General features: G+C 46.4%; 21 protein-coding genes and 1 tRNA gene. 2 read left to right on the top strand and 20 right to left on the bottom strand.

Annotated elements, in window-relative coordinates; genetic code table 11:
* Window positions 1-5: 5 nt before the first annotated feature.
* Genes G3M65_RS06900 through G3M65_RS06840 form a run of 13 tightly spaced genes read right to left on the bottom strand, consistent with a single transcriptional unit; the run spans window position 6 to window position 10,935 of the window.
* Window positions 6-266 carry a hypothetical protein gene (locus G3M65_RS06900; RefSeq protein WP_173833846.1) on the bottom strand — a complete coding sequence of 87 codons (261 nt, stop codon included), beginning with the start codon at window positions 264-266 and terminating at the stop codon, window positions 6-8.
* Entirely contained in the window at window positions 259-1,650 is a 1,392-nt protein-coding gene (locus G3M65_RS06895) for a UDP-N-acetylmuramoyl-L-alanyl-D-glutamate--2,6-diaminopimelate ligase (RefSeq protein ID WP_173833845.1), read from the bottom strand. Before G3M65_RS06895 ends, G3M65_RS06900 begins: the two co-directional genes overlap by 8 nt.
* Window positions 1,647-1,868, bottom strand: a complete 222-nt coding sequence (locus G3M65_RS06890) for a hypothetical protein (RefSeq protein WP_173833844.1) — start codon at window positions 1,866-1,868, stop codon at window positions 1,647-1,649. The genes G3M65_RS06895 and G3M65_RS06890 overlap by 4 nt, the downstream gene beginning before the upstream one ends.
* A gap of 16 nt (window positions 1,869-1,884) precedes the next feature.
* Entirely contained in the window at window positions 1,885-2,883 is a 999-nt protein-coding gene (locus tag G3M65_RS06885; protein ID WP_173833843.1) for a 3-dehydroquinate synthase II, read from the bottom strand.
* A gap of 7 nt (window positions 2,884-2,890) precedes the next feature.
* Entirely contained in the window at window positions 2,891-3,532 is a 642-nt protein-coding gene (gene cmk, locus G3M65_RS06880) for a (d)CMP kinase (protein ID WP_173833842.1), read from the bottom strand.
* Window positions 3,532-4,629 (bottom strand): type IV pilus twitching motility protein PilT, encoded by a 1,098-nt coding sequence (locus G3M65_RS06875; RefSeq protein WP_173833841.1) that lies wholly within the window; start codon window positions 4,627-4,629, stop codon window positions 3,532-3,534. The genes cmk and G3M65_RS06875 overlap by 1 nt, the downstream gene beginning before the upstream one ends.
* Window positions 4,610-5,632, bottom strand: coding sequence for a recombinase RecA (gene recA, locus G3M65_RS06870; protein WP_173833840.1), 1,023 nt, complete (start codon window positions 5,630-5,632; stop codon window positions 4,610-4,612). The genes G3M65_RS06875 and recA overlap by 20 nt, the downstream gene beginning before the upstream one ends.
* Window positions 5,633-5,644: 12 nt before the next feature.
* The gene (gatC, locus tag G3M65_RS06865) at window positions 5,645-5,914 is read right to left on the bottom strand and encodes an Asp-tRNA(Asn)/Glu-tRNA(Gln) amidotransferase subunit GatC (protein WP_173833839.1); all 270 of its coding nucleotides are present in this window, start codon (window positions 5,912-5,914) and stop codon (window positions 5,645-5,647) included.
* 24 nt (window positions 5,915-5,938) lie between these two features.
* Window positions 5,939-6,424, bottom strand: a complete 486-nt coding sequence (gene lspA, locus G3M65_RS06860) for a signal peptidase II (RefSeq protein ID WP_173833838.1) — start codon at window positions 6,422-6,424, stop codon at window positions 5,939-5,941.
* A complete protein-coding gene (gene purL, locus G3M65_RS06855) occupies window positions 6,394-8,607 on the bottom strand; it encodes a phosphoribosylformylglycinamidine synthase subunit PurL (RefSeq protein ID WP_173833837.1) in 2,214 nt (737 codons plus the stop codon). Before purL ends, lspA begins: the two co-directional genes overlap by 31 nt.
* Window positions 8,604-9,425, bottom strand: coding sequence for an enoyl-ACP reductase FabI (locus G3M65_RS06850; protein ID WP_173833836.1), 822 nt, complete (start codon window positions 9,423-9,425; stop codon window positions 8,604-8,606). The genes purL and G3M65_RS06850 overlap by 4 nt, the downstream gene beginning before the upstream one ends.
* 11 nt (window positions 9,426-9,436) lie before the next feature.
* Window positions 9,437-10,228 carry a 2-amino-3,7-dideoxy-D-threo-hept-6-ulosonate synthase gene (locus tag G3M65_RS06845; protein WP_173833835.1) on the bottom strand — a complete coding sequence of 264 codons (792 nt, stop codon included), beginning with the start codon at window positions 10,226-10,228 and terminating at the stop codon, window positions 9,437-9,439.
* Between the two features lie 2 nt (window positions 10,229-10,230).
* Window positions 10,231-10,935, bottom strand: a complete 705-nt coding sequence (locus tag G3M65_RS06840; RefSeq protein WP_173833834.1) for an energy transducer TonB family protein — start codon at window positions 10,933-10,935, stop codon at window positions 10,231-10,233.
* Window positions 10,936-10,955: 20 nt separating this feature from the next.
* On the opposite strand from G3M65_RS06840, the gene G3M65_RS06835 reads away from it, so the two are divergent.
* Both G3M65_RS06835 and G3M65_RS06830 read left to right on the top strand, forming a co-directional pair.
* Window positions 10,956-11,936 carry an NAD(P)H-dependent glycerol-3-phosphate dehydrogenase gene (locus G3M65_RS06835; protein ID WP_173833833.1) on the top strand — a complete coding sequence of 327 codons (981 nt, stop codon included), beginning with the start codon at window positions 10,956-10,958 and terminating at the stop codon, window positions 11,934-11,936.
* 124 nt (window positions 11,937-12,060) lie between these two features.
* Window positions 12,061-13,122, top strand: coding sequence for an AI-2E family transporter (locus G3M65_RS06830; RefSeq protein ID WP_254426247.1), 1,062 nt, complete (start codon window positions 12,061-12,063; stop codon window positions 13,120-13,122).
* 1 nt (window position 13,123) lies between these two features.
* Here G3M65_RS06830 and G3M65_RS06825 read toward each other — a convergent pair whose 3' ends face one another.
* The 7 genes from G3M65_RS06825 to G3M65_RS06795 all read right to left on the bottom strand — a co-directional run bounded on the left by G3M65_RS06825 (window position 13,124) and on the right by G3M65_RS06795 (window position 18,704).
* Window positions 13,124-13,762 carry a helix-turn-helix domain-containing protein gene (locus G3M65_RS06825; RefSeq protein ID WP_173833832.1) on the bottom strand — a complete coding sequence of 213 codons (639 nt, stop codon included), beginning with the start codon at window positions 13,760-13,762 and terminating at the stop codon, window positions 13,124-13,126.
* Between the two features lie 22 nt (window positions 13,763-13,784).
* A tRNA-Pro gene (locus G3M65_RS06820) sits at window positions 13,785-13,857 on the bottom strand.
* Window positions 13,858-13,863: 6 nt separating this feature from the next.
* Window positions 13,864-14,106, bottom strand: coding sequence for an HU family DNA-binding protein (locus tag G3M65_RS06815; protein WP_173833831.1), 243 nt, complete (start codon window positions 14,104-14,106; stop codon window positions 13,864-13,866).
* Complete coding sequence (locus tag G3M65_RS06810) at window positions 14,103-15,674, bottom strand: S1 RNA-binding domain-containing protein (RefSeq protein WP_173833830.1); 1,572 nt, start codon at window positions 15,672-15,674, stop codon at window positions 14,103-14,105. Before G3M65_RS06810 ends, G3M65_RS06815 begins: the two co-directional genes overlap by 4 nt.
* 30 nt (window positions 15,675-15,704) lie before the next feature.
* Window positions 15,705-17,147, bottom strand: coding sequence for an RtcB family protein (locus tag G3M65_RS06805; RefSeq protein ID WP_173833829.1), 1,443 nt, complete (start codon window positions 17,145-17,147; stop codon window positions 15,705-15,707).
* Between the two features lie 32 nt (window positions 17,148-17,179).
* The gene (locus tag G3M65_RS06800) at window positions 17,180-18,229 is read right to left on the bottom strand and encodes a nickel-dependent hydrogenase large subunit (protein ID WP_254426329.1); all 1,050 of its coding nucleotides are present in this window, start codon (window positions 18,227-18,229) and stop codon (window positions 17,180-17,182) included.
* Window positions 18,204-18,704 (bottom strand): NADH-quinone oxidoreductase subunit B family protein, encoded by a 501-nt coding sequence (locus G3M65_RS06795; protein ID WP_254426246.1) that lies wholly within the window; start codon window positions 18,702-18,704, stop codon window positions 18,204-18,206. Before G3M65_RS06795 ends, G3M65_RS06800 begins: the two co-directional genes overlap by 26 nt.
* Window positions 18,705-18,710 lie beyond the last annotated feature (6 nt).

Here is an 18,710-nt window from a genome sequence, read left to right as displayed (position 1 = left end):
AAATTTTATCCATACCCAAACATAAGGTCAAGTATGCCCGGCTCTATTTGTATCTCCCATTCCCTGTAGTCCTCATCCTTGTTTAACACCACCAGATAGCCCTCTCTTTCAAAGTAGAGGATGAGCTTGGCAAGGTTGGCAAGACCGCATACCTTACCGCTTTTTAGACTGGTTATCTTTATTTTTGGCTGTGGCGTTTCCGCCTCTTTGTAGATATTCAACAGTTCGTCTTTGAGGTTATAGTGGAGCGTTTCAAAATCACACACCGAGGACCTCCTTGACCACTTCAGAGTCTTTAAAGGGATATTTTACACCTTTTATTTCTTGATAGTCTTCGTGTCCTTTGCCCGCTATTAGGATAACATCCCCCTCCTGTGCCATGCTTATGGCAAGCTCTATTGCCTTTCTTCTGTCCTGCTCCACCAAGACCGCCCCCCTGTTTTCTATCCCGCTCAAGATATCCTCAATTATAGCCATCGGCTCTTCAAACCTTGGGTTGTCCGAGGTCAAGACTATAAGGTCTGCAATAGCCTCTGCGGTCTTTCCCATAAGAGGTCTCTTTGTTCTATCCCTGTTTCCCCCAGCACCAAAGACCACAATAAGCCTGTTTTTGCAAAGAGCCCTTGCGGTCCTCAAGACCTTTTCCAAAGCATCAGGCGTATGAGCATAGTCTATTATCACCACAAAGCCCTTTCCCTTATAGGTTTCAAACCTACCAGGGACTTGCACCTGCCTTATGCCTTCTTGTATAGCTTGGCTTTCAAGCCCCCACAGAAAGCCCACAAGGATACCAAGAGAGAGGTTATACGCCTGAAAGTTCCCTCGCAGGTTGGAGAAAAAGTCATACACCTTTCCTTCGTATGCCACTCTTAGCCTTGAGCCCTCAAAGTCTGTTTGAAAGTCAAGAATTTTAAGGTCTCCTTCCCTTCCGTAGGTTCTTGGGTTTTTTGCAATAGCCTTTAGCCTTTTGCCATATGGGTCATCCTCATTTATCACCGCATAGGTATATGCATACTCCTCAAAGAGCCTTGCCTTTGCAAGGAAGTAGTCTTCCATAGTGCCATGATAGTCAAGATGGTCTTGGCTGAGGTTGGTAAAGCCCACCATATAAAAGTCTGTGCCCCATATCCTCTTTTGGTCAAGTGCATGAGAGGAAACCTCGCAAACCACCGCACTTGCACCCTCTTCCCACATGGCTTTTAGTGTGGAGTGCCACTTTATAGGGTCTGGAGTGGTCCTCCCTTCGTATTCGTATATATTCTCTCCAAGCCTGTAGTAAATCGTCCCCATAAGACCAGTTTTTATACCCGCCTTGTTGAGGATAGACTCTATTATGTGCGTTGTGGTAGTCTTGCCATTTGTCCCCGTTATGCCCACTATCTTAAGCCTCTTTGAAACCTCACCATAAAAAAGACTTGCCAGCTCACCAAGAGCCCTTCTTGTATCTTCCACCTTTATAATGCGTGGGTCTTTTATGCCTACTTCTCTCTCCACAAGCGCGTAGAGAGCACCCCTTTGCAAAGCCTCTTCCACAAAGTCATGCCCATCCACCTGCGTTCCTTTAATGGCTACAAAAACATAACCCTCACGGACTTCCTTGGAGTTGGAGCTTATACCCTTTGCATAAGAGAGGATTTCTTTTAGGTTCATACCTCCACAGCCTTGTGGTCATAAGGGTTGTGTGGTTCACGCCTAAGGTCAAAAGCATTTCCAAACCTTACGTATGGATAAACCTTATCCGCACCGTAGTATAAATATCCTGCAAGCCTTGTCTTGAGAAGTAAAGTCTTCTTTCTGCTTGGAGAGGTGTAATAGTGCAGTGTGGGAGTTAGCCATATAATGTTGAATAAGTCTCTTCTTGATGGCATGACTACATAATTATAATCACTTCTCCGTTATGGTCTCTTCCACCTTCATGCCAAAGTGTCTGCCGGGTGTTTCTATGTATCCGAGCACTTCATCGCCTTCCTTTAGCTCCGCCACAGATATGGGAGTGCCATCAGGTCTTGTAAGTCTTATGGTCTCTGCGTTTTGGAGCACCGCACTTAGCTTTTTCTTCTCATAAACGCCTTCCACCAAAAGCATAGGTCTTCTTTCCACCTTTGCCCTACCCACATAGACAAGCCTTCCTCTACCCGTGTAGTCATAAACCATCACAGGGTCTCCCGCGGAAAGCTCACAAAGATACTTGGTCTTGTTCTCTGGCACTCTTATATACATATGCACCGCACCTGCGTTTACTCTAAAGGGTCTTGAAGCCACGTAGGGGTTTTCTTCTGTCTCCGCATGCACCAAAAACATACCGCCCGAAGAGTTTCCCACAAGCATACCTTCGCCTCTGTTTAGCAGAGAAGTAGTATCCACACAGACCCTATCTCCAAGACCAAGAGGCAGTATCCTCGTTATCCTTACCACCACAAGGGGGAGTTTTTCTTCCTCCTCTTCAAGAACCTTTCCCACCCTCTTTATGGTGTTTATATCCTTAGTTTTGAGGACAATACCCTTTACACCCTTTTCAAGCACCCTTATGGCAAGTCTTGCCTCCTCTTCGTTTTTCACTACCGCATAGAGCTCTTCTCTCTGTGCTATGAGGTTTTCAAGGGGTATTATGGTCCAGTCAGTGGTCTCCACTATCACCTTTATATGAGGTGGAAACCTTCCTGCTCTTTTTTCGTCTTCTTTGCCTTTTATGAGAACATATACATAATCCTGACCCTCTTTAAGGTCTCCACCTTCCTTTGAGGCTACTTGAACCCTACCAAGGGCTTTGACCTCCGAAGACTTTGAGGGGTCAGACAAAAGTATTACCCTTGCACCAGATTCAAGTGCGGTGGTTATTAGCTTTTTGTCGTATTCTTCCGCCCAAAACCAGAAGTCTTTCATAGGATAATTATACCCTTTCTTTTACAAGGCTAAGTATTTTTTCCACCACCTCCTCTGGGCTAAGGCTTGTGGTATCAATCACAATTGCATCCTCTGCAGGTCTAAAGGGATACAAGGGTCTATTTTTGTCCCTCTCGTCCCTTTCCACTATAGCCTTAAGCACCTCTTGGTAGTTGGCAGGTATGCCCTGAGCCATGAGTTGCTCGCACCTTCTTCTTGCCCTCTCTTCTGCAGATGCGGTAAGGAATATCTTTATAGGTGCATCTGGAAATATATGCGTTCCCGCGTCCCTGCCTTCTGCTACCACTTGCCCCTGTCCTACCAAAGACCTAAAAAATTCATTTATCCTCTCTCTAAAGGCTGGCAGGCTAGCTATCTCAGAGGCGGTTTTTCCCAAGTCTTCAGAGCCAAGTAGTTGGCTTATGTCTTTTCCTTTGTAGAAGACCCTTGTCTCTGCAGGCAGGATTTCCACCAAGGGTGGGTTTTCAAAAAGTAATATGGGGTTTTCTGGTCCTTCCTCCCTGTATATGTATGCAAAGGCTCTGTATACGAGCCCTGTGTTTAGGTAGGGCAAGCCAAGCCTTTGAGATAGCTTGCGTGCCACGGTGCTTTTCCCACTTCCCGCAGGACCATCTATGGCTATCTTCATCAGATAAAGCCTCTACCTCCAGAAGCTATACCCTTTAGTCTAAGCTCTAAATCTGTAGGTCTGCTTGCATACCTTATGGCGGTATTGTAGTCTATTAGACCATTTCTATACAGCTCTTCTAAGTGTTGGTCAAAGGTTTGAGTGCCATAGGCAGGCTTGCCCTTTTCAAGAAGAAGGGAAATCTCGTCCAGTTTTGAGGGGTCTATGATGGCTTCCTTTATAGAAGCTGTGTTTATTAGGACTTCAACCGCAGGAACAACTCCTGTTTCGTCTGCCTTTGGAAGGAGTCTTTGGGAAAATATGGCTATTAGGGTTTCCGCAAGCTGTATCCTTATCTGCTCCCTTACCTCAAGGTTAAACATACCTATAAGTCTGTTTATCGTTTCTTTGGCATCCAGAGTGTGTAGGGTAGACATAACTAAATGTCCCGTTTCTGCTGCCTGCAGTGCTATCTGTGCGGTCTCTGGGTCTCTTATCTCACCCACCATAATAACATCTGGGTCTTCTCTAAGTGCTGCACGAAGTCCTCTTGCGAAAGAAGAAGTATCTATACCCACCTCACGCTGAACTATATAAGACTTTTCATCCCTAAAGAGGTATTCTATTGGGTCTTCTATGGTAACTATCACATCACTTCTCGTGCTGTTTATGATGTTTATAAGCGAGGCAAGGGTGGTGGATTTGCCCGAGCCTGTGGGTCCTGTGACAAGTATAAGACCTTTGGTATTTTCAAGAACAATCTTTTTCATAACCGCAGGGAGGTTGAGGCTCTCAAAGGAGGGTATGCTGTAAGGTATGGTTCTGAAAGCCATACCCACACTTGTCCTTTGTCTGTATACGTTTACACGAAAGCGAGCAACACCGGGCAGTGAGTAGGAGGTGTCCGTCTCTCCCAGCTCCTCAAACTCCGCAAGCTTCCTGCGATTTTTACCAAGAACCTCATTGAGGAACATTTCCATAACCCTTTCATCTATAACAGGAAAATCCTCCAATCTCTGGAGCTTCTTTTTCAGTCTTATTACAGGTGGAGATGCTGTCTTTAGGTGTATATCCGATGCACCAAGCTCTACCGCTCTCTTAAGTATCAACTGGAGCAAGCCCAGCTACCTCCCTTACTTTTTTTTCTATCTCATTGGCAATCTCGGGGTTTTCCATAAGAAACTTCTTAGCCTGCTCTTTACCCTGCCCCAGTCTTATATCACCGTAGCTATACCACGCACCGCTTTTGTTTATAACTTTTAGCTCGCTTGCTATGTCTATAAGGTCGCAGAGCTTACATATACCCTCTCCATAAAGCACATCAAACTCCGCTTCTTGAAAAGGTGGTGCAAGCTTGTTTTTTACCACCTTTACCCTTACCCTGCTACCCGTTTTCTCTCCGCTATCTTTTACGTCTCCTATCCTTCTCACATCAAGCCTCATGTCCGCAAAGAACTTAAGGGATCTTCCACCGGGTGTGGTCTCTGGGTTCCCAAACATTACACCTATTTTCTCTCTGAGCTGGTTTATGAAAATGATAGCGGTGTTTGCCTTGTGAGCCATACCCTTTAGCTTTCTAAGTGCCTGAGACATGAGCCTTGCCTGTTTACCCACATGAGCTTCACCTATTTCACCCTCAAGCTCATCCTTCGGCACAAGGGCGGCCACAGAGTCTACCACTATGACATCTACCGCATTGCTCGCTATGAGGCTCTCCGCTATCTCAAGAGCCTGCTCTCCGTAGTCTGGCTGGGATATGTAGAGGTTTTCCGTGTCCACTCCTATCTTTTCCGCATACTTGGGGTCAAGGGCATGTTCTGCGTCTATAAAGACCGCTATGCCTCCTCTCTTTTGTGCTTCCGCTATTATATGAAGGGCGAGGGTGGTTTTTCCAGAGGACTCTGGACCGAATATCTCAATAACCCTTCCCTTTGGTATGCCACCTATACCTGTGGCTATATCAAGAGCAAGAGAGCCTGTAGGTATAACATCCACCTTCACCTTTTCCGCATTTTTGAGAGGCATTATAGAGCCTTTGCCAAACCGCCTCTCTATGCTTGCAAGAGCATTTTCTAAAGCCTTCCTTTTCTCAAGGGTCTCCTTTTGGATTTCTTCTATCATATGTGTCTCCTCTTAATATTCTACCACTCTTGGCACTACAAAGAAACTCCCTTCCGCCTCTGGTGCCTGCTCCAAAACCAGTTGAGGGTCAAAGTCCTTGAGGGGCTCGTCTTCCCGCATGGGCGTCTCCTCAAAAGGAGAGGTAAAGGGTTCTACCTCTGGGGTGTCCACCTCTTGGAGCTGTTCCACAAAGTGCAGGATGCTTGTAAGCTGTTTCTCAAAGTATTCCTTCTCTTCCTCTGTTAACTTTAGCCTTGCAAGATGGGCTATCTTCTCTACCATAAGGATAGAATATAGCAGAGTATCTTAATTTTTTCCACCCTTTGGTAGGAGCTCCCTCATGAGGAGAAGAAATATGGCGGTGCTTATGCTGGCGTCTGCCAAGTTAAAGGCTGGCCAAGAAAGCCCTCCATAGGAAAGGTATATAAAGTCTCTTACATATCCAAGTAAAACCCTATCATAGAGATTTCCAAAAGCACCCCCGCCCACCATACCCATAAGCACTGGAACAAGTATGCCCCTGACCCTTACCGCATACAAAAAGGTTATAACAAGAGCAATCAAAGGAGTTATAAAAAGGACGGGAATCCTTATAAGGTCGGGTGCCTCTGCAAGAAGTCCAAAGGCTACGCCCCTGTTGTGGACAAGCACGAGATGAAGAAAGGGCAAAAGGCTAATGTCCCTCTCTTTGAGAAAGGACTCTGCAAGGTTTTTGGTAATAAGGTCAAGGCTTAGCACCATAAAGGCGGTGAGCCCATATATTAGAGCAATCTTTCTAAGGCTTTTTTCCATAACTCTTCAAGCTCTTCCAAAGGTAGTTCTAAAAGGCTTTCGTCGTTATTTGTTAAGGTGAAAGACCTCTTCTCCTTCACCTTTCCCAAAAACATCCAGTCAAGCTCATACTCTTCCACGAGGTCTTTAAAGGCTTCCGCATCCTCCTTTTTCAAACTCACAACCACAAGGGTGGGGTTTTCAGAAAACAGAAAGAAGTCAAGCCTGTCTTCCACGTATAGGTTTATGTCAAGACCTAAACCTGTTCCAAAAACACCCTCAAGAAGTGCCACCAAGAGCCCACCCTGAGACACGTCATGAGCAGACCTAAGAATACCCCCCTCTATGAGCCTTATAAGTAAGGCATGAAGTTTTTTCTCCTTCTCAAGGTTTACCTGAGGAGTCCTGCCAGCCACCTTTCCGTGCACCGCCTTTAGGTATTCACTGCCAGCAAGGGAAAACTCCCTTTTGAGGTCTCCCACCAAGAAGATAAGGTCTCCCTCCTCCTTAAAGCGATGGTCTACCCACCTTCCAGAATCTATGTAGCCTACCGCAACCAGTATGGGTGTGGGGTATATGTTTCTTATCTCTTCTCTTTCCACCGTCTCGTTATACAAGGACACATTACCGCTAACCACGGGAACTTCAAAGAACTTGCAGGCATCGGATATGCCTTCTATAGCCTTCACAAGTTGCCACATAATCTCTGGTCTGTCTGGGTTTCCAAAGTTAAGGCAGTCTGTTATTCCCAAAGGCTTTGCACCCACGCAGGCAAGATTTCTGAGGGCTTCCGCCACTGCATATTTTCCACCCTCGTAGGGGTCAAGGAAGAACATCCTACCATTACCTTCCGATGTAATGGCTATGAGCCTCTCACTTTTTAGCTCTGGCTTTTGAACCCATTTGACCCTAAGAAGGGCAGAGTCTCCTCCTGGCTTTAGGACTGTGTTTGTCCCCACTTGGTGGTCATATTGGGTGTATATCCACTCCTTAGAGGCTATGTTGGGTGAGACAAGGAGCTTAAGAAGTGCTTCTTTCAGGTCTATTTGAGGTAGCTCCTTTTGGTCAAAAGACCAGAGGGTCTTTATATAGGCAGGCTCTGAGTAGGGTTTTTCATATACTGGGGCTTCCTCCACTATAAGGCTTACTGGAAGCTCTGCCACTATCTGACCCTCGTAGTAAGCCCTAAACATTGCATTTTCTGTAAGCCTTCCTACCACCGCACCCTCAAGATGGTAATATTTGGCAAGCTCTAAAAGCCTTTGCACCTTGTCCTCTTGTGTTACAAGTAGCATCCTCTCTTGGCTTTCTGATAGGAGTATCTCAAAGGGTTTCATAGCCTCTTCTCTTAGAGGGACTTTTTCAAGCCATAGCTCCACGCCACACTTGGACTTGCTGGCAAGCTCCGAAGAAGCACCCGATAGCCCCGCCGCACCAAGGTCCTGAAGACCTGTTATAAGACCCTCCTCTATAGCCTGCAGAACCGCCTCTATGAGCTTTTTGCCAAAGTATGGGTCTCCTATCTGGACGTTTGGTAGCTTTTCCTCCGCACCTTCTCCGAACTCCGCAGAAGCCATAACCGCACCGTGTATGCCATCCCTTCCAGTAGAAGACCCTAAGAGAAAGAGGAGGTCTCCGGGTTTGCCCCTCGCTCTAAGCATCCTCCCTGCAGGCAGAATACCAAGGCAAAAGGCGTTTACCAGAGGGTTTGTCCTGTAGCACTCCTCAAAGTAGGTCTCTCCTGCCACGGTGGGAATGCCTATACAGTTGCCATAATGAGATATACCGCTTACCACTCCCTTTACTATCCTTTTGTCTATAGGCAGTCCGAACCTCAGAGAGTCCACAAGGGCTATGGGTCTTGCACCCATAGATAGGACATCCCTTATTATTCCTCCCACACCCGTTGCTGCACCGTGAAAGGGTTCTATGTAAGAAGGATGGTTGTGGCTCTCCACCTTAAAGGCGAGCCAGACCTTGCTGTCAAGCTCCACCACCCCTGCGTTTTCACCAGGTCCCTGAATCACCCAGTTTGCACTGGTGGGAAACTTCCTAAGGTGCACCCTTGAGGACTTGTAAGAGCAATGTTCAGACCACAAAGCTCCAAGTATGCCAAGCTCCACCTCCTTTGGCTCACGTCCGAGCCTTTGGACTATCCTCTTGTATTCTTCTTCCCTTAGACCATAAAGCTCGTAGTGTTTCATTCCTTTTGTTCTCCAAAGACCTCCTTCTTTATCTCCTCTTCCCTTCCAAAGACACCCATTATATGGTAGCCGTTGTCCACATGGATGACCTCACCGGTTATAGCCCTTGCCCAATCACTGCAGAGAAACACCGCTGTATCTCCCACATCCTCTATGGTTATAGCTTTTCCAAAGGGGTTTACCTTTGTGGTGTGTTCCATAAGAAGGTGGAAACCCGTTATGCTGTATGCAGCGAGGGTCTTTATGGGTCCTGCGGATATGGCGTTTATTCTGTGTCCGTGTTTGGCAATATCATAGGCAAGGTATCGCACCGTGCTCTCAAGGGCGGACTTGGCAATACCCATCACATTGTAGTGTGGCACCACTTTCTCCGCACCGTAGTAAGAAAGGGTTATTATTGAGCCTTGTCTACCTTCCATAAGAGGAAGTAGCTCCCTAGTGAGGGCTATAAGAGAGTAGACAGATATGTCCATGGCAATTTTGAAACCTTCCCTTGAGGTATCTATAACACCGCCTTTGAACTCTTCCTTTGGAGCGTAGGCTATAGAGTGAACTACTATATCTAAACTTCCCCAAACCTTAGAGAGCCAATCCTTCAAAGCGGTAATGTGTTCGTCCTTTGAAACATCACACTCAAACACAAGCTCAGAGCCAAACTCTTTGGCAATCTCTTCCACCCTCTTTTTGAGCTTTTCGTTGGCGTAGGTAAAACAAAGCTCCGCTCCCTCTCTGTAAAAGGCTTTTGCTATACCGTAGGCTATACTACGCTCATTGGCTATACCCGTTATAAGGGCTTTTCTGCCTTCAAGAAGACCCATACCATGCCTCCTCACTCTAAGATTTTTATAGCTTCTTCCACGCTTTTGCCTTCATGCACTATAAGGCTCAAGGCTCTTACCATGGCGACCCTGTTTTTTGCCTGAAAGACATTGCGACCTATGGAAAGACCCTTTGCACCAGCTTGTATAGCTCCATATACCATCTCAAGCACTTCTCTCTCCGTTTTCATCTTAGGACCGCCCGCTATAACCACTGGTATAGGAGAGCCCTCAACCACCCTTGAAAAGCTCTCTGGGTCTCCTGTGTAGGGGACTTTAACTATATCCGCACCAAGCTCTGCACCAAGCCTTGCACAGTGAGCTACAACCTTGGGCTCGTATTGGTTCATATCCTTACCCCTTCCGTAGACCATGGCAAGCAGAGGCATACCCCACTCCTCGCAAACCTTAGAAACATATCCAAAGTCCCTTAGCATCTCCCTTTCCATATCCGCACCCACGTTCACGTGGATAGATACACCGTCCGCACCCAGCTTTATGGCTTCTTCCACTGTGCAGACCAGCACCTTGTCATTTTTGGTAGGTGCCCAGTCAGTAGAGGCGGAAAGGTGGACTATAAGCCCTATATCTCTGCCCCTGCCCCTGTGTCCTGCCCTCACCATACCCTTGTGTAGCACCACTGCGTTGGCACCACCTTCTGCCACATCCTCTACCGCTTTTCTTATGTTTTCAATACCCTCCATAGGACCTGAGCTCACCCCATGGTCCATGGGCACTATTATGGTCTTGCCCGTATCCCTGTTAATAAGCCTTTCCAACCTTACCTGCTTTCCTATACTCATTTTTAACCTCCCTTAAACCTAAAGGTTATTACACCAGTCTGGACTACGTTTTCCCTTATGGCTTCAAACCTTATGCCACGAACAAACTCCACCATCCTTTGGTCTATCTGTGGAGAGCCACTTTTTTGAATTATTTGAACCCTTGAGACCACACCTGAAGGCTCTATCCATACCCTTACCCTTAAAGGGCTAAGAGGCTCATCAGAACTTATTCTTGGAAAGGGTGGAATGTATACAGTTGCCCTTCCACCACCTGAGAGACCAATACCTCCAGGTGAGACAACTGCGGTTATATTCCCGATGTCCGCGCTTCTTACGCCTTCCTTCTCTACTTCCCTCTCTCTTCCTCTCACCCTTTGCTCAATTTCCTGAAGTAGGGAGGGCTCTTCCTCCTTTGGCTTGCCTGCGGGAACCTGAAGGTCTCCTGTGCTTCTTGAAACTTCCATAGGGCTTGAGCTGACAAGGTGTCTATCCTTCTTTATAATACCCTCGCCTGCTTGCTGTTTTACAATAGGAGTGCTTTTGCCAGAAGTTAGCTTTATCTCCTTAAGCTCGGGAATTTCTTGAAGATACACCTCCATAGGCTCTGGGGGGTTTTTGAGTTCAATTTTGACAGAAAGATACAAAGATAAGAGGGTAAAGATTATCAAGTTAAGAATCAAAGACACGCCCCAGTAAAGGCTGTTTTCAAGTTTTTCCTCAAGCATATTCTGATATAGTATAACACATGAACTTCTCTGTCCTTGGTGGGGGTCGCTGGGGCACTGCCCTCGCTTTACATTTAGGAAATTTAGGACACAGGGTTTTAGTCTTTGAAAGAAAAGAAGAAACAGTCAGGCTCATAAAAGAAGGAAAACACCCATACACGGAAGGAATCAAGCTAAGGGGGGTGGACGCTACACAAGACCTTAACAAAGCCCTTGACTTTTCGGATTACATAATAGTAGCCTTACCCGTCCAAGTCATAAGGGAAGTCTTAGGCGGGAAAGCTTTAGGGGGCAAAAGGATAATTTCCGCCTCCAAGGGGCTTGAAGTGGGAACTGAAAAGAGGGTTTCTGAAGTGCTTCTTGAGATAGACCCTGATGTAAAGGTTTTTTGTCTTTCTGGTCCTTCCTTTGCCAGCGAAGTTTCCAAGGGCTTGCCTACCGCCTTGGTGCTTGCAGGAAATGACCTTGAGGAGATGGAGAAGATAAGAAACTGGATAAGCTCTGAAAATTTTCGGGTTTACCTCTCTACAGACCTTGTGGGTGTTGAGCTTGGAGGGGCGTTGAAGAATGTTATAGCAATCGCCTGTGGCATATCTGATGGACTTGGGCTTGGGGAGAACGCAAGGGCTTCTCTTATGACAAGAGGACTTGCGGAGATGGTGAGGATCGGTGTCTCCCTTGGTGCAAAGAGGGAAACCTTCTACGGTCTTTCTGGTATGGGAGACCTATTTCTTACCGCCAGCTCTCCACAGTCAAGAAACAGAACCTTTGGCTACCTTCTTGGTCAGGGGCTTTCTATGGAAGAAATCCTACAAAGGCTCAACCAGACGGTAGAAGGCATACACACGGTTAAAGCGGTCTACAGGCTCTCTACAGAGAGAAGCTTACATGCACCTATAAGCACTGCGGTCTACAGAGTGGTGGTTGAGGGGTATCCTCCACGGGATGTTGCACTTGAGCTTCTGAGGAGACCTCCTCAAAGTCCTTTTGAGACTTTATAAGCTCTCCGTAGAAGTAATACTCACCACAGCTACCGCACCTAAATATCCCACCGCCACAACACTCTATAACCTCAAGCAAAGCTCCGCACCTTGGACACCTTTCCATAACTTATAATTTAGTCTTGTGAGAGAAAGAGTCTTTCTTTACTTTCTCCTTTCCCTTACAGGCTTTTTTACCGCCCTTGCTCTTACCATGCTCCTTCCCTTTCTTAAACCCATACTCTGGGCGGTTATATTCTCTCTTGTCCTTTATCCTGTTCATATAAAACTTGCAAAGAGAATAGGCAACACACCCTCCGCCCTTGCACTCACCCTCCTTGTGCTTGCCCTTGTGGTGATTCCCTTCAGCCTTCTTTTAACCATGGCAATAAGGCAGTCCATAGACCTTCTCCATCTTGCAGTTAGTCTCACCCAAAACAGTTCCTACATGGACCTGATAAGGGGCATACTTGAAAACCCATTGCTTAAGAAAATACTTACCAAGGAAGAAATAGACAGCTTTATAGCCTACTTAGAATCTGAAGAGTTCAAAGGCATCCTTATGAGCGGTCTTAGAGACTTTCTGCAAAGGGGGTTAAACCTTGCGGCGTCCATGGTGCCAGCTGTGGGTAGCTTTATCTTCAAGAGCTTTGTATTCCTGCTTACGCTCTTTTTTATCCTAAGGGATGGTCCAAAGTTTGTGAGGTTCGCAGAGCGGTTTCTTCCTATGCACAAAGAGGATGTAGAACAGGTGTTTATTACCATATACAAGACAGTTCTCGCTACCGTATACGGTTCCATAGGCGTTGGTATAGCCCAAAGCACGGTAGGCTTCATAGGATACAAGCTGGCTGGTATGGACTATGCCGTACTTCTCGCCATGGCTACCTTCATGAGCAGTTTTATACCGCCCTTCGGTGCGGGTTTTGTCTGGTTTCCAGTGGCGGTCTATACCTTTGCGGTCAAGGGTTTATACAACGGTATCTTCATGTTCATATACGGCATGTTCGTTATATCCACCATAGATAACTTTATAAGACCCCTCATAATGAAAATGGGCGTAAGCATGCCCTACATAGTGCTCTTCTTTTCCATAGTAGGCGGTTTGCTGACCTTCGGCTTTGTGGGCATATTCCTTGGACCTATAGTATTTACAACTTTGTTCACCCTTGCACTCATATACGAAAAGAGGATACTAAAGGATTAGGTCACTCCAGCCCATGCATCTTGAGGTTTTCCTTTATCCTGTGTAGAAGATCAGCTGGGTTCTTTATGGGATATTCCAGTTCCTGAAGCACTTCCTTTGCGGTTCTGCCCTTTATGTAAACACCCTCAAATCTGTCAGATATGGCCCCCGCGGACTGTATGGGAAAGTCTGTTCCTTTCAGTCTTTTGAGCACCATATAAGCCCATGGTATGTCAAGGGCATAAGCAACCCTCTCACAGTATTGGAGAAATACCTGAGGTTCTTCGTGCCCTTCCTTTACGAGTTTGTAGGCAAGTTTTGCTATTCCGCCCGCGGTATGGACCTTTAATTCCTTCTTCTCTTCTTCAAGAAGCTCCTCTATCCTTTTGAGCTTTTCAAGAGCGGTAGAGGGTTCAGCCCTTAAGATGTTTCTTACCGTTTGGACAGTAAGACCTACCTTCTCCGCTATTTCTCTGTCCGTTTTGAAATACTCTTCCCTAAGCACCACACAGTAAACTGCTCTGGCAAGGGATGGAAGCCATGTGAGGGTTTTGTATTCCGCCAGCTTTGAAAGTCCCCCAAGCACATCAATAGATTTGAGGAACACTCTTAGAACCAATGCTTCCAAGTCCTTTTCTACGGGCTGGACGATCACAACCATATTCGTACCTCCTCTTTTAAAATCGGGGTGACGGGACTTGAACCCGTGACCTCTGGCCCCCCATGCCAGCGCGCTTCCGCCTGCGCCACACCCCGTTAAATTTACATTTTAAGCCTTTTAGCTTCTGATTTCAACTTGCTTATGAGCTTTTTGCTTGGTCTGAACAGGACTCGTTTACCCTTCCTTCTGAAACTGCCAAAGCCTGAAATCTTCAAGCCATCCTCAGAGGCTATACCTTCTCTCATCCTATCTAATAGAAAATTTATCATCTTATAGACCCTTTTCTTTGAGTAAACATGAGAATACTCCTCGTGTAGCCTCTCAACAAGGGTTTTCTTTTTCATATTTTCATCTTTTTCTTGAGTATGTCTCCCAGCGTAAAGCCCTTATCAGAGGTGGTTATTATATCTTCTTTCTTCTCCTCTTCCTTTTCCTTCATGCTGAAGGTTATCTTGTCTTGAGAAAGCTCTATTATTCTCGCTTCCACTTCTTGACCTTCTTGAAGTTTTAGACCCTTTGGGATCTCAGATATGGGAAGGAGCCCATCTATACCCTCCGGAAACTGCAAAAAGGCACCAAAGGGGTGCACGCTCTTTACCTTTAGTTTTACCTTATCACCTACTTTGTAATTTTTGAGGACTGTCTCCCAAGGGTTATCTGTGAGCTGTTTAAGACCAAGTTTTACAAACCTTCCGTCAAGCCCAAGCACAGCGAACTCGATGGATTGACCTACCTTAAGCACATCTTCTATCCTTCCAGGCTTTATCCAAGCAAGGTCGCTCCTGTGAATAACACCTTGCACACCCTGTTCAAGGCTTACTATAGCCCTTGCGCCCTCTATCTTCTCCACTGTTCCCACAACTCTACTACCAGCTGGATATTTCTTTATAAACTCCTCCCATGGTTTTGGAAGAGTTCTCTTTATGCTGAGGACCAGCTTATGCCTTTTGGGGTCAAAGTCAAGCACTTGAGCAGAGACCCTGTCGCCCTTTTTGGGGATGCTTCCGTCGTAAGATATCTCATCCTTTGGCACAAAACCTTCCACCCCTTCCATGACCTCAAAGATTAGCCCGTTCTCTCTAACCTCTAAAACCCTTCCGTTTACCACCTGACCCTTCTGTATGCTCTGCTGTGCTTTCTGCCATGGGTTTTCCTTTGTTTCTTTTAGGCTTACAAATATAAACTGACCGTCCTTGGGTATCCTCTTTACTTTCACCCTTAGCCTTTCGTCAATCTCCGCATAATTGTAGGGGTTTCTGTCCCTTCCCCAGCTTAGTTCCTCAAGGGGGAGGAAGGCTCTGAGTGCATTGCCCACTAGCAGGGTTATGCCCTTTTCTGGGTCTATCTTTATCACCTTGCCTTCAACCAGGTCTCCCACCTTTATCTTGGAAAGGAGCCTTGCCCTCTTTTTTTCCTCCTGAGCTTTTATATAGTCCTTTTGGGAGAGGACCACCTTAAGCCCATCCTCTTCTCTTTTAAACTCTGTTATCTTTGCCACTATCTTCTTGCCTTCTCTGAGGTTTCTGATGGCTTCTTTCATGGGGAGAAAAACCCTTAGACCGCTAACATCCACCACATAACCGTCATCCTTCTTTTCTACCACCGTTCCTGTTATAAATTTGCCCTTCTCATAGCAGGCTTTCAAAAAGCCTGTTAGTTTGTCTTCAAGATACCTCCTATAGGATAGAAGGGGAGAGCCACCTTTTGTGAACCTTACAACCACTGCCTTTATCTCATCACCAACCCTTGCATCTGGCAGTTCTTCCCTTGATATTATACCCTCTACCTTGTACCCCACATCCACGTAGATGTTTCTTTCGTCTATCTTCACCACCTTCCCCTTTATCACCTCACCCCTTTTTAGTTCTTTAAGTTCAAGACCTTCTTCAAGTAGCTTTTCAAACTCGCCCATAAGTTCCTCCAGAATTTTTTATTATAACACTTAACCCTTTAAAGTGCCTAAGGGTTTGAACCTCGCCACCAGTTTTGCTATACCCAGTGAATGAACCACATAGGCAACCTCTGAGACATCCTTGTATGCTTGCGGAATTTCCTCCGCCACAGTTCCTTTGCCCCTTGCCACTACCACAAGACCGCCAAGCACTTTTTCAAGCCCTTCTTTTTTTACAAACTCTTTTGCCTTTGTTCTTGACATGAGCCTTCCTGCCCCATGGCATGCGCTTCCAAAGCTCATATCCATGCTTTTTTCTTGACCCACAAGGAGGAAAGAATACCTTCCCACATCCCCTGGCAGAAGCACCGGTTGACCTATATCCCTATAGGCAGGCGGAATGTCAGGGTTGTGTGGCGGAAAGGCTCTGGTGGCACCTTTGCGGTGCACGAGGAGTTTCTTTCTTTTACCATCTATCCCGTGTTCTTCCACTTTACCTATGTTGTGGGCAAGGTCGTAAATAAGCCTGTAGCCAAGCTCTTCCCATGAAAGTCCAAAAAACCTGCGGACTGTGTCTGCGGTCAGATATCCCAATATCTGCCTGTTGGCAAAGGCGTAGTTGGCAGCGGAGTTCATAGCTTTAAAGTAGTCCTGCCCCTCTAGGGAGCTAAAGGGCATGCAAGCCAGTTGCATATCTGGTATATTTATTTGATACTTTCTTAAGGCTTCCCTTGCGGTCTTTAGATAGTCCACGCACACCTGATGACCAAAGCCCCTTGAACCTGAATGAACCATTATGGTAACCTGCCCTACGCTTAGCCCAAGTTTTTGTGCAACTTCTTCGTCGTATATCTCATCCACGTATTGCACTTCTACAAAGTGGTTTCCAGAGCCTACAGTTCCAAGCTCTTCTGCCCCTCTTTGAAAGGCAAAGTCTGAAACCTTTGAAGGGTCAGCCTCGGGAAGGGCTCCACCGCTTTCTATATGCGTAAGGTCTTCTTCAAAGCCAAAACCCTTTTCCACCGCCCAGCGAGCACCCTTTACTGCAACTTCAGAAAGCTCAGATTTTGAAAGTCTAAGCCTTCCTGTTGAACCTACACCCGCAGGCACACTCTTGAGTATCTCCTGCATAAGCTCTCTTCTTACGGGTTGAACCCTGTCTGCGGTAAGGTTGGTGGCTATGAGCCTTACCCCGCAGTTTATATCGTATCCTATGGACCCGGGGCTTATGACACCCTCCTCTATATCCGTTGCCATCACGCCCCCCACAGGAAAGCCATAACCCACATGCACATCTGGCATAACATATATAGCTTTTTCAACGCCAGGCAAGGTTGCGGCGTTGCCCGCCTGCCTTATGGCATCCTCCTCAAGAAGCTCAAAGAGTTTATCACTAAGGTAGAAGTATACTGGAACCTTCTGCCCTTGCAGTGTATTCTCTGGAAGTTTATACACAAAATCGGAAACCTTGAGGAGGCTCTCCTTCAGACCCATGGTATTAATTTTATTCCCTTAGAAAGTTAAAGCTACAGGATCCTTACTGAGGTTAGCTCTTCTTCCTCTCTATATAGATGCACCGCACAGGCAAGGCAAGGGTCAAAGGAGTGTATGGTTCTTAAAATCTCAAGAGGTTCTTGGGGATTTGCAAGGGCGTGTCCCACAAGGGAGGCTTCGTAGGGAGATGGTTGACCCTTTGCATCCCTTGGTGAGCCGTTCCATGTGGTAGGCACCACAGCCTGATAGTTTTCTATTTTGCCATCTCTTATGTGAACCCAGTGGGAAAGGGAACCCCTTGGTGCTTCCATGAGGCCAAGCCCTTTTGTTTCCTTCTCCCAAGTGGAAGGTTTCCATTTTTCCGCGTTAAAGGTTTTTGTATCTCCAGACCTTATGTTTTCTATTAGCTCATCATACCATCTTTTCATAGCGTGTGCGTAGATGTGGGTTTCTATGCCTCTGGCAAGTGTCCTGCCCATGGTTGAAAAGAGGGCTGAGTGGTTAAGTCCGAGTTTTGAGAGATAGGAATCTACCAATTCCTTTACACCAAGCATATCCCTTGCGTATAGAGATAAAACTCTGGCAAGAGGGCCCACCTCCGCAGGCAAACCATCGTACCTTGGAGCCTTCAGCCAGCTATATTTACCCTCCACATTAAGAAATTCATAGGGTGGTTCTGGACCTGTGTAATTAAGCACCGTCTCACCTTCAAAGGGGTGAAGTCCCACCTGATCCCCCTTAGAATAACTATACCAGCTATGGGTAATATACTCCTCCACCTTTGAGTAGTCCACATCCTCATAGGCTTCCAACCTTCTGTTTCTTATAAAGGTGGGTGGAATGAAAAATTTACCTTCTCTGTAGGAGTCGCCCTCTGGTTCTCCAAGCACCAAAAAGTTACCAATACCCTCCCCCTTTTGGAACCACTCTTTGTAAAAACTGGCGATAGCCACTATGTCCGGAAGGTAAACCCTATCCACAAAGTCTACCATCTGGTCTATCAATGTTTTGACCCTTCCGAGCTTTTCCATGTTTATGGCTGTGTCGCTATCAAGGTCAATGGGCGATGGCATACCCCCCACCGCAAAGTTGGGATGGGGGTTCTTTCCACCAAAGATGGTGTGAACTTGCACAACCTGTGTCTACGTTTGACTTGCCGGCTACAGTGCAGTATACACCTTTATCCTTAGGAGAAACAGAGCCTTCTACCACGAGCACATACTTGCCTTTGTGCTTTTCCATTGCTTCTCTTTTTGATTCCTCCGCATAAAAGCCCGAGGGAGACATGAGGGTTTTATGATATTCAAGGGAAAGGTAATCTAAAAGGACATCGGTAGGCAATATGCTTGTGCTTCTTATAAAAGACTCGGTGCAACCCGCACAGTCCTGAAACTCAAGCCATATCACCACAGGCTTTGGTTTTACCTCGAGAGCTTTGACGACTTTTGGTAGCAAGGAAGAGGATAATCCGAGGGCGGTAGAAAGCAAAAGAGCGGAGGTTAAGAAATCTCTCCTTGTGTATCCCCTCCTTTTGTATATGTGATAAAGGCTTTCCATCTTAGC

The organism is Hydrogenobacter sp. T-8, assembly GCF_011006175.1.
Lineage (GTDB): Bacteria > Aquificota > Aquificia > Aquificales > Aquificaceae > Pampinifervens > Pampinifervens florentissimum.
The sequence above is the reverse complement of the archived record's forward strand: the minus strand, read 5'-3'. Positions and strand labels throughout refer to the sequence as shown.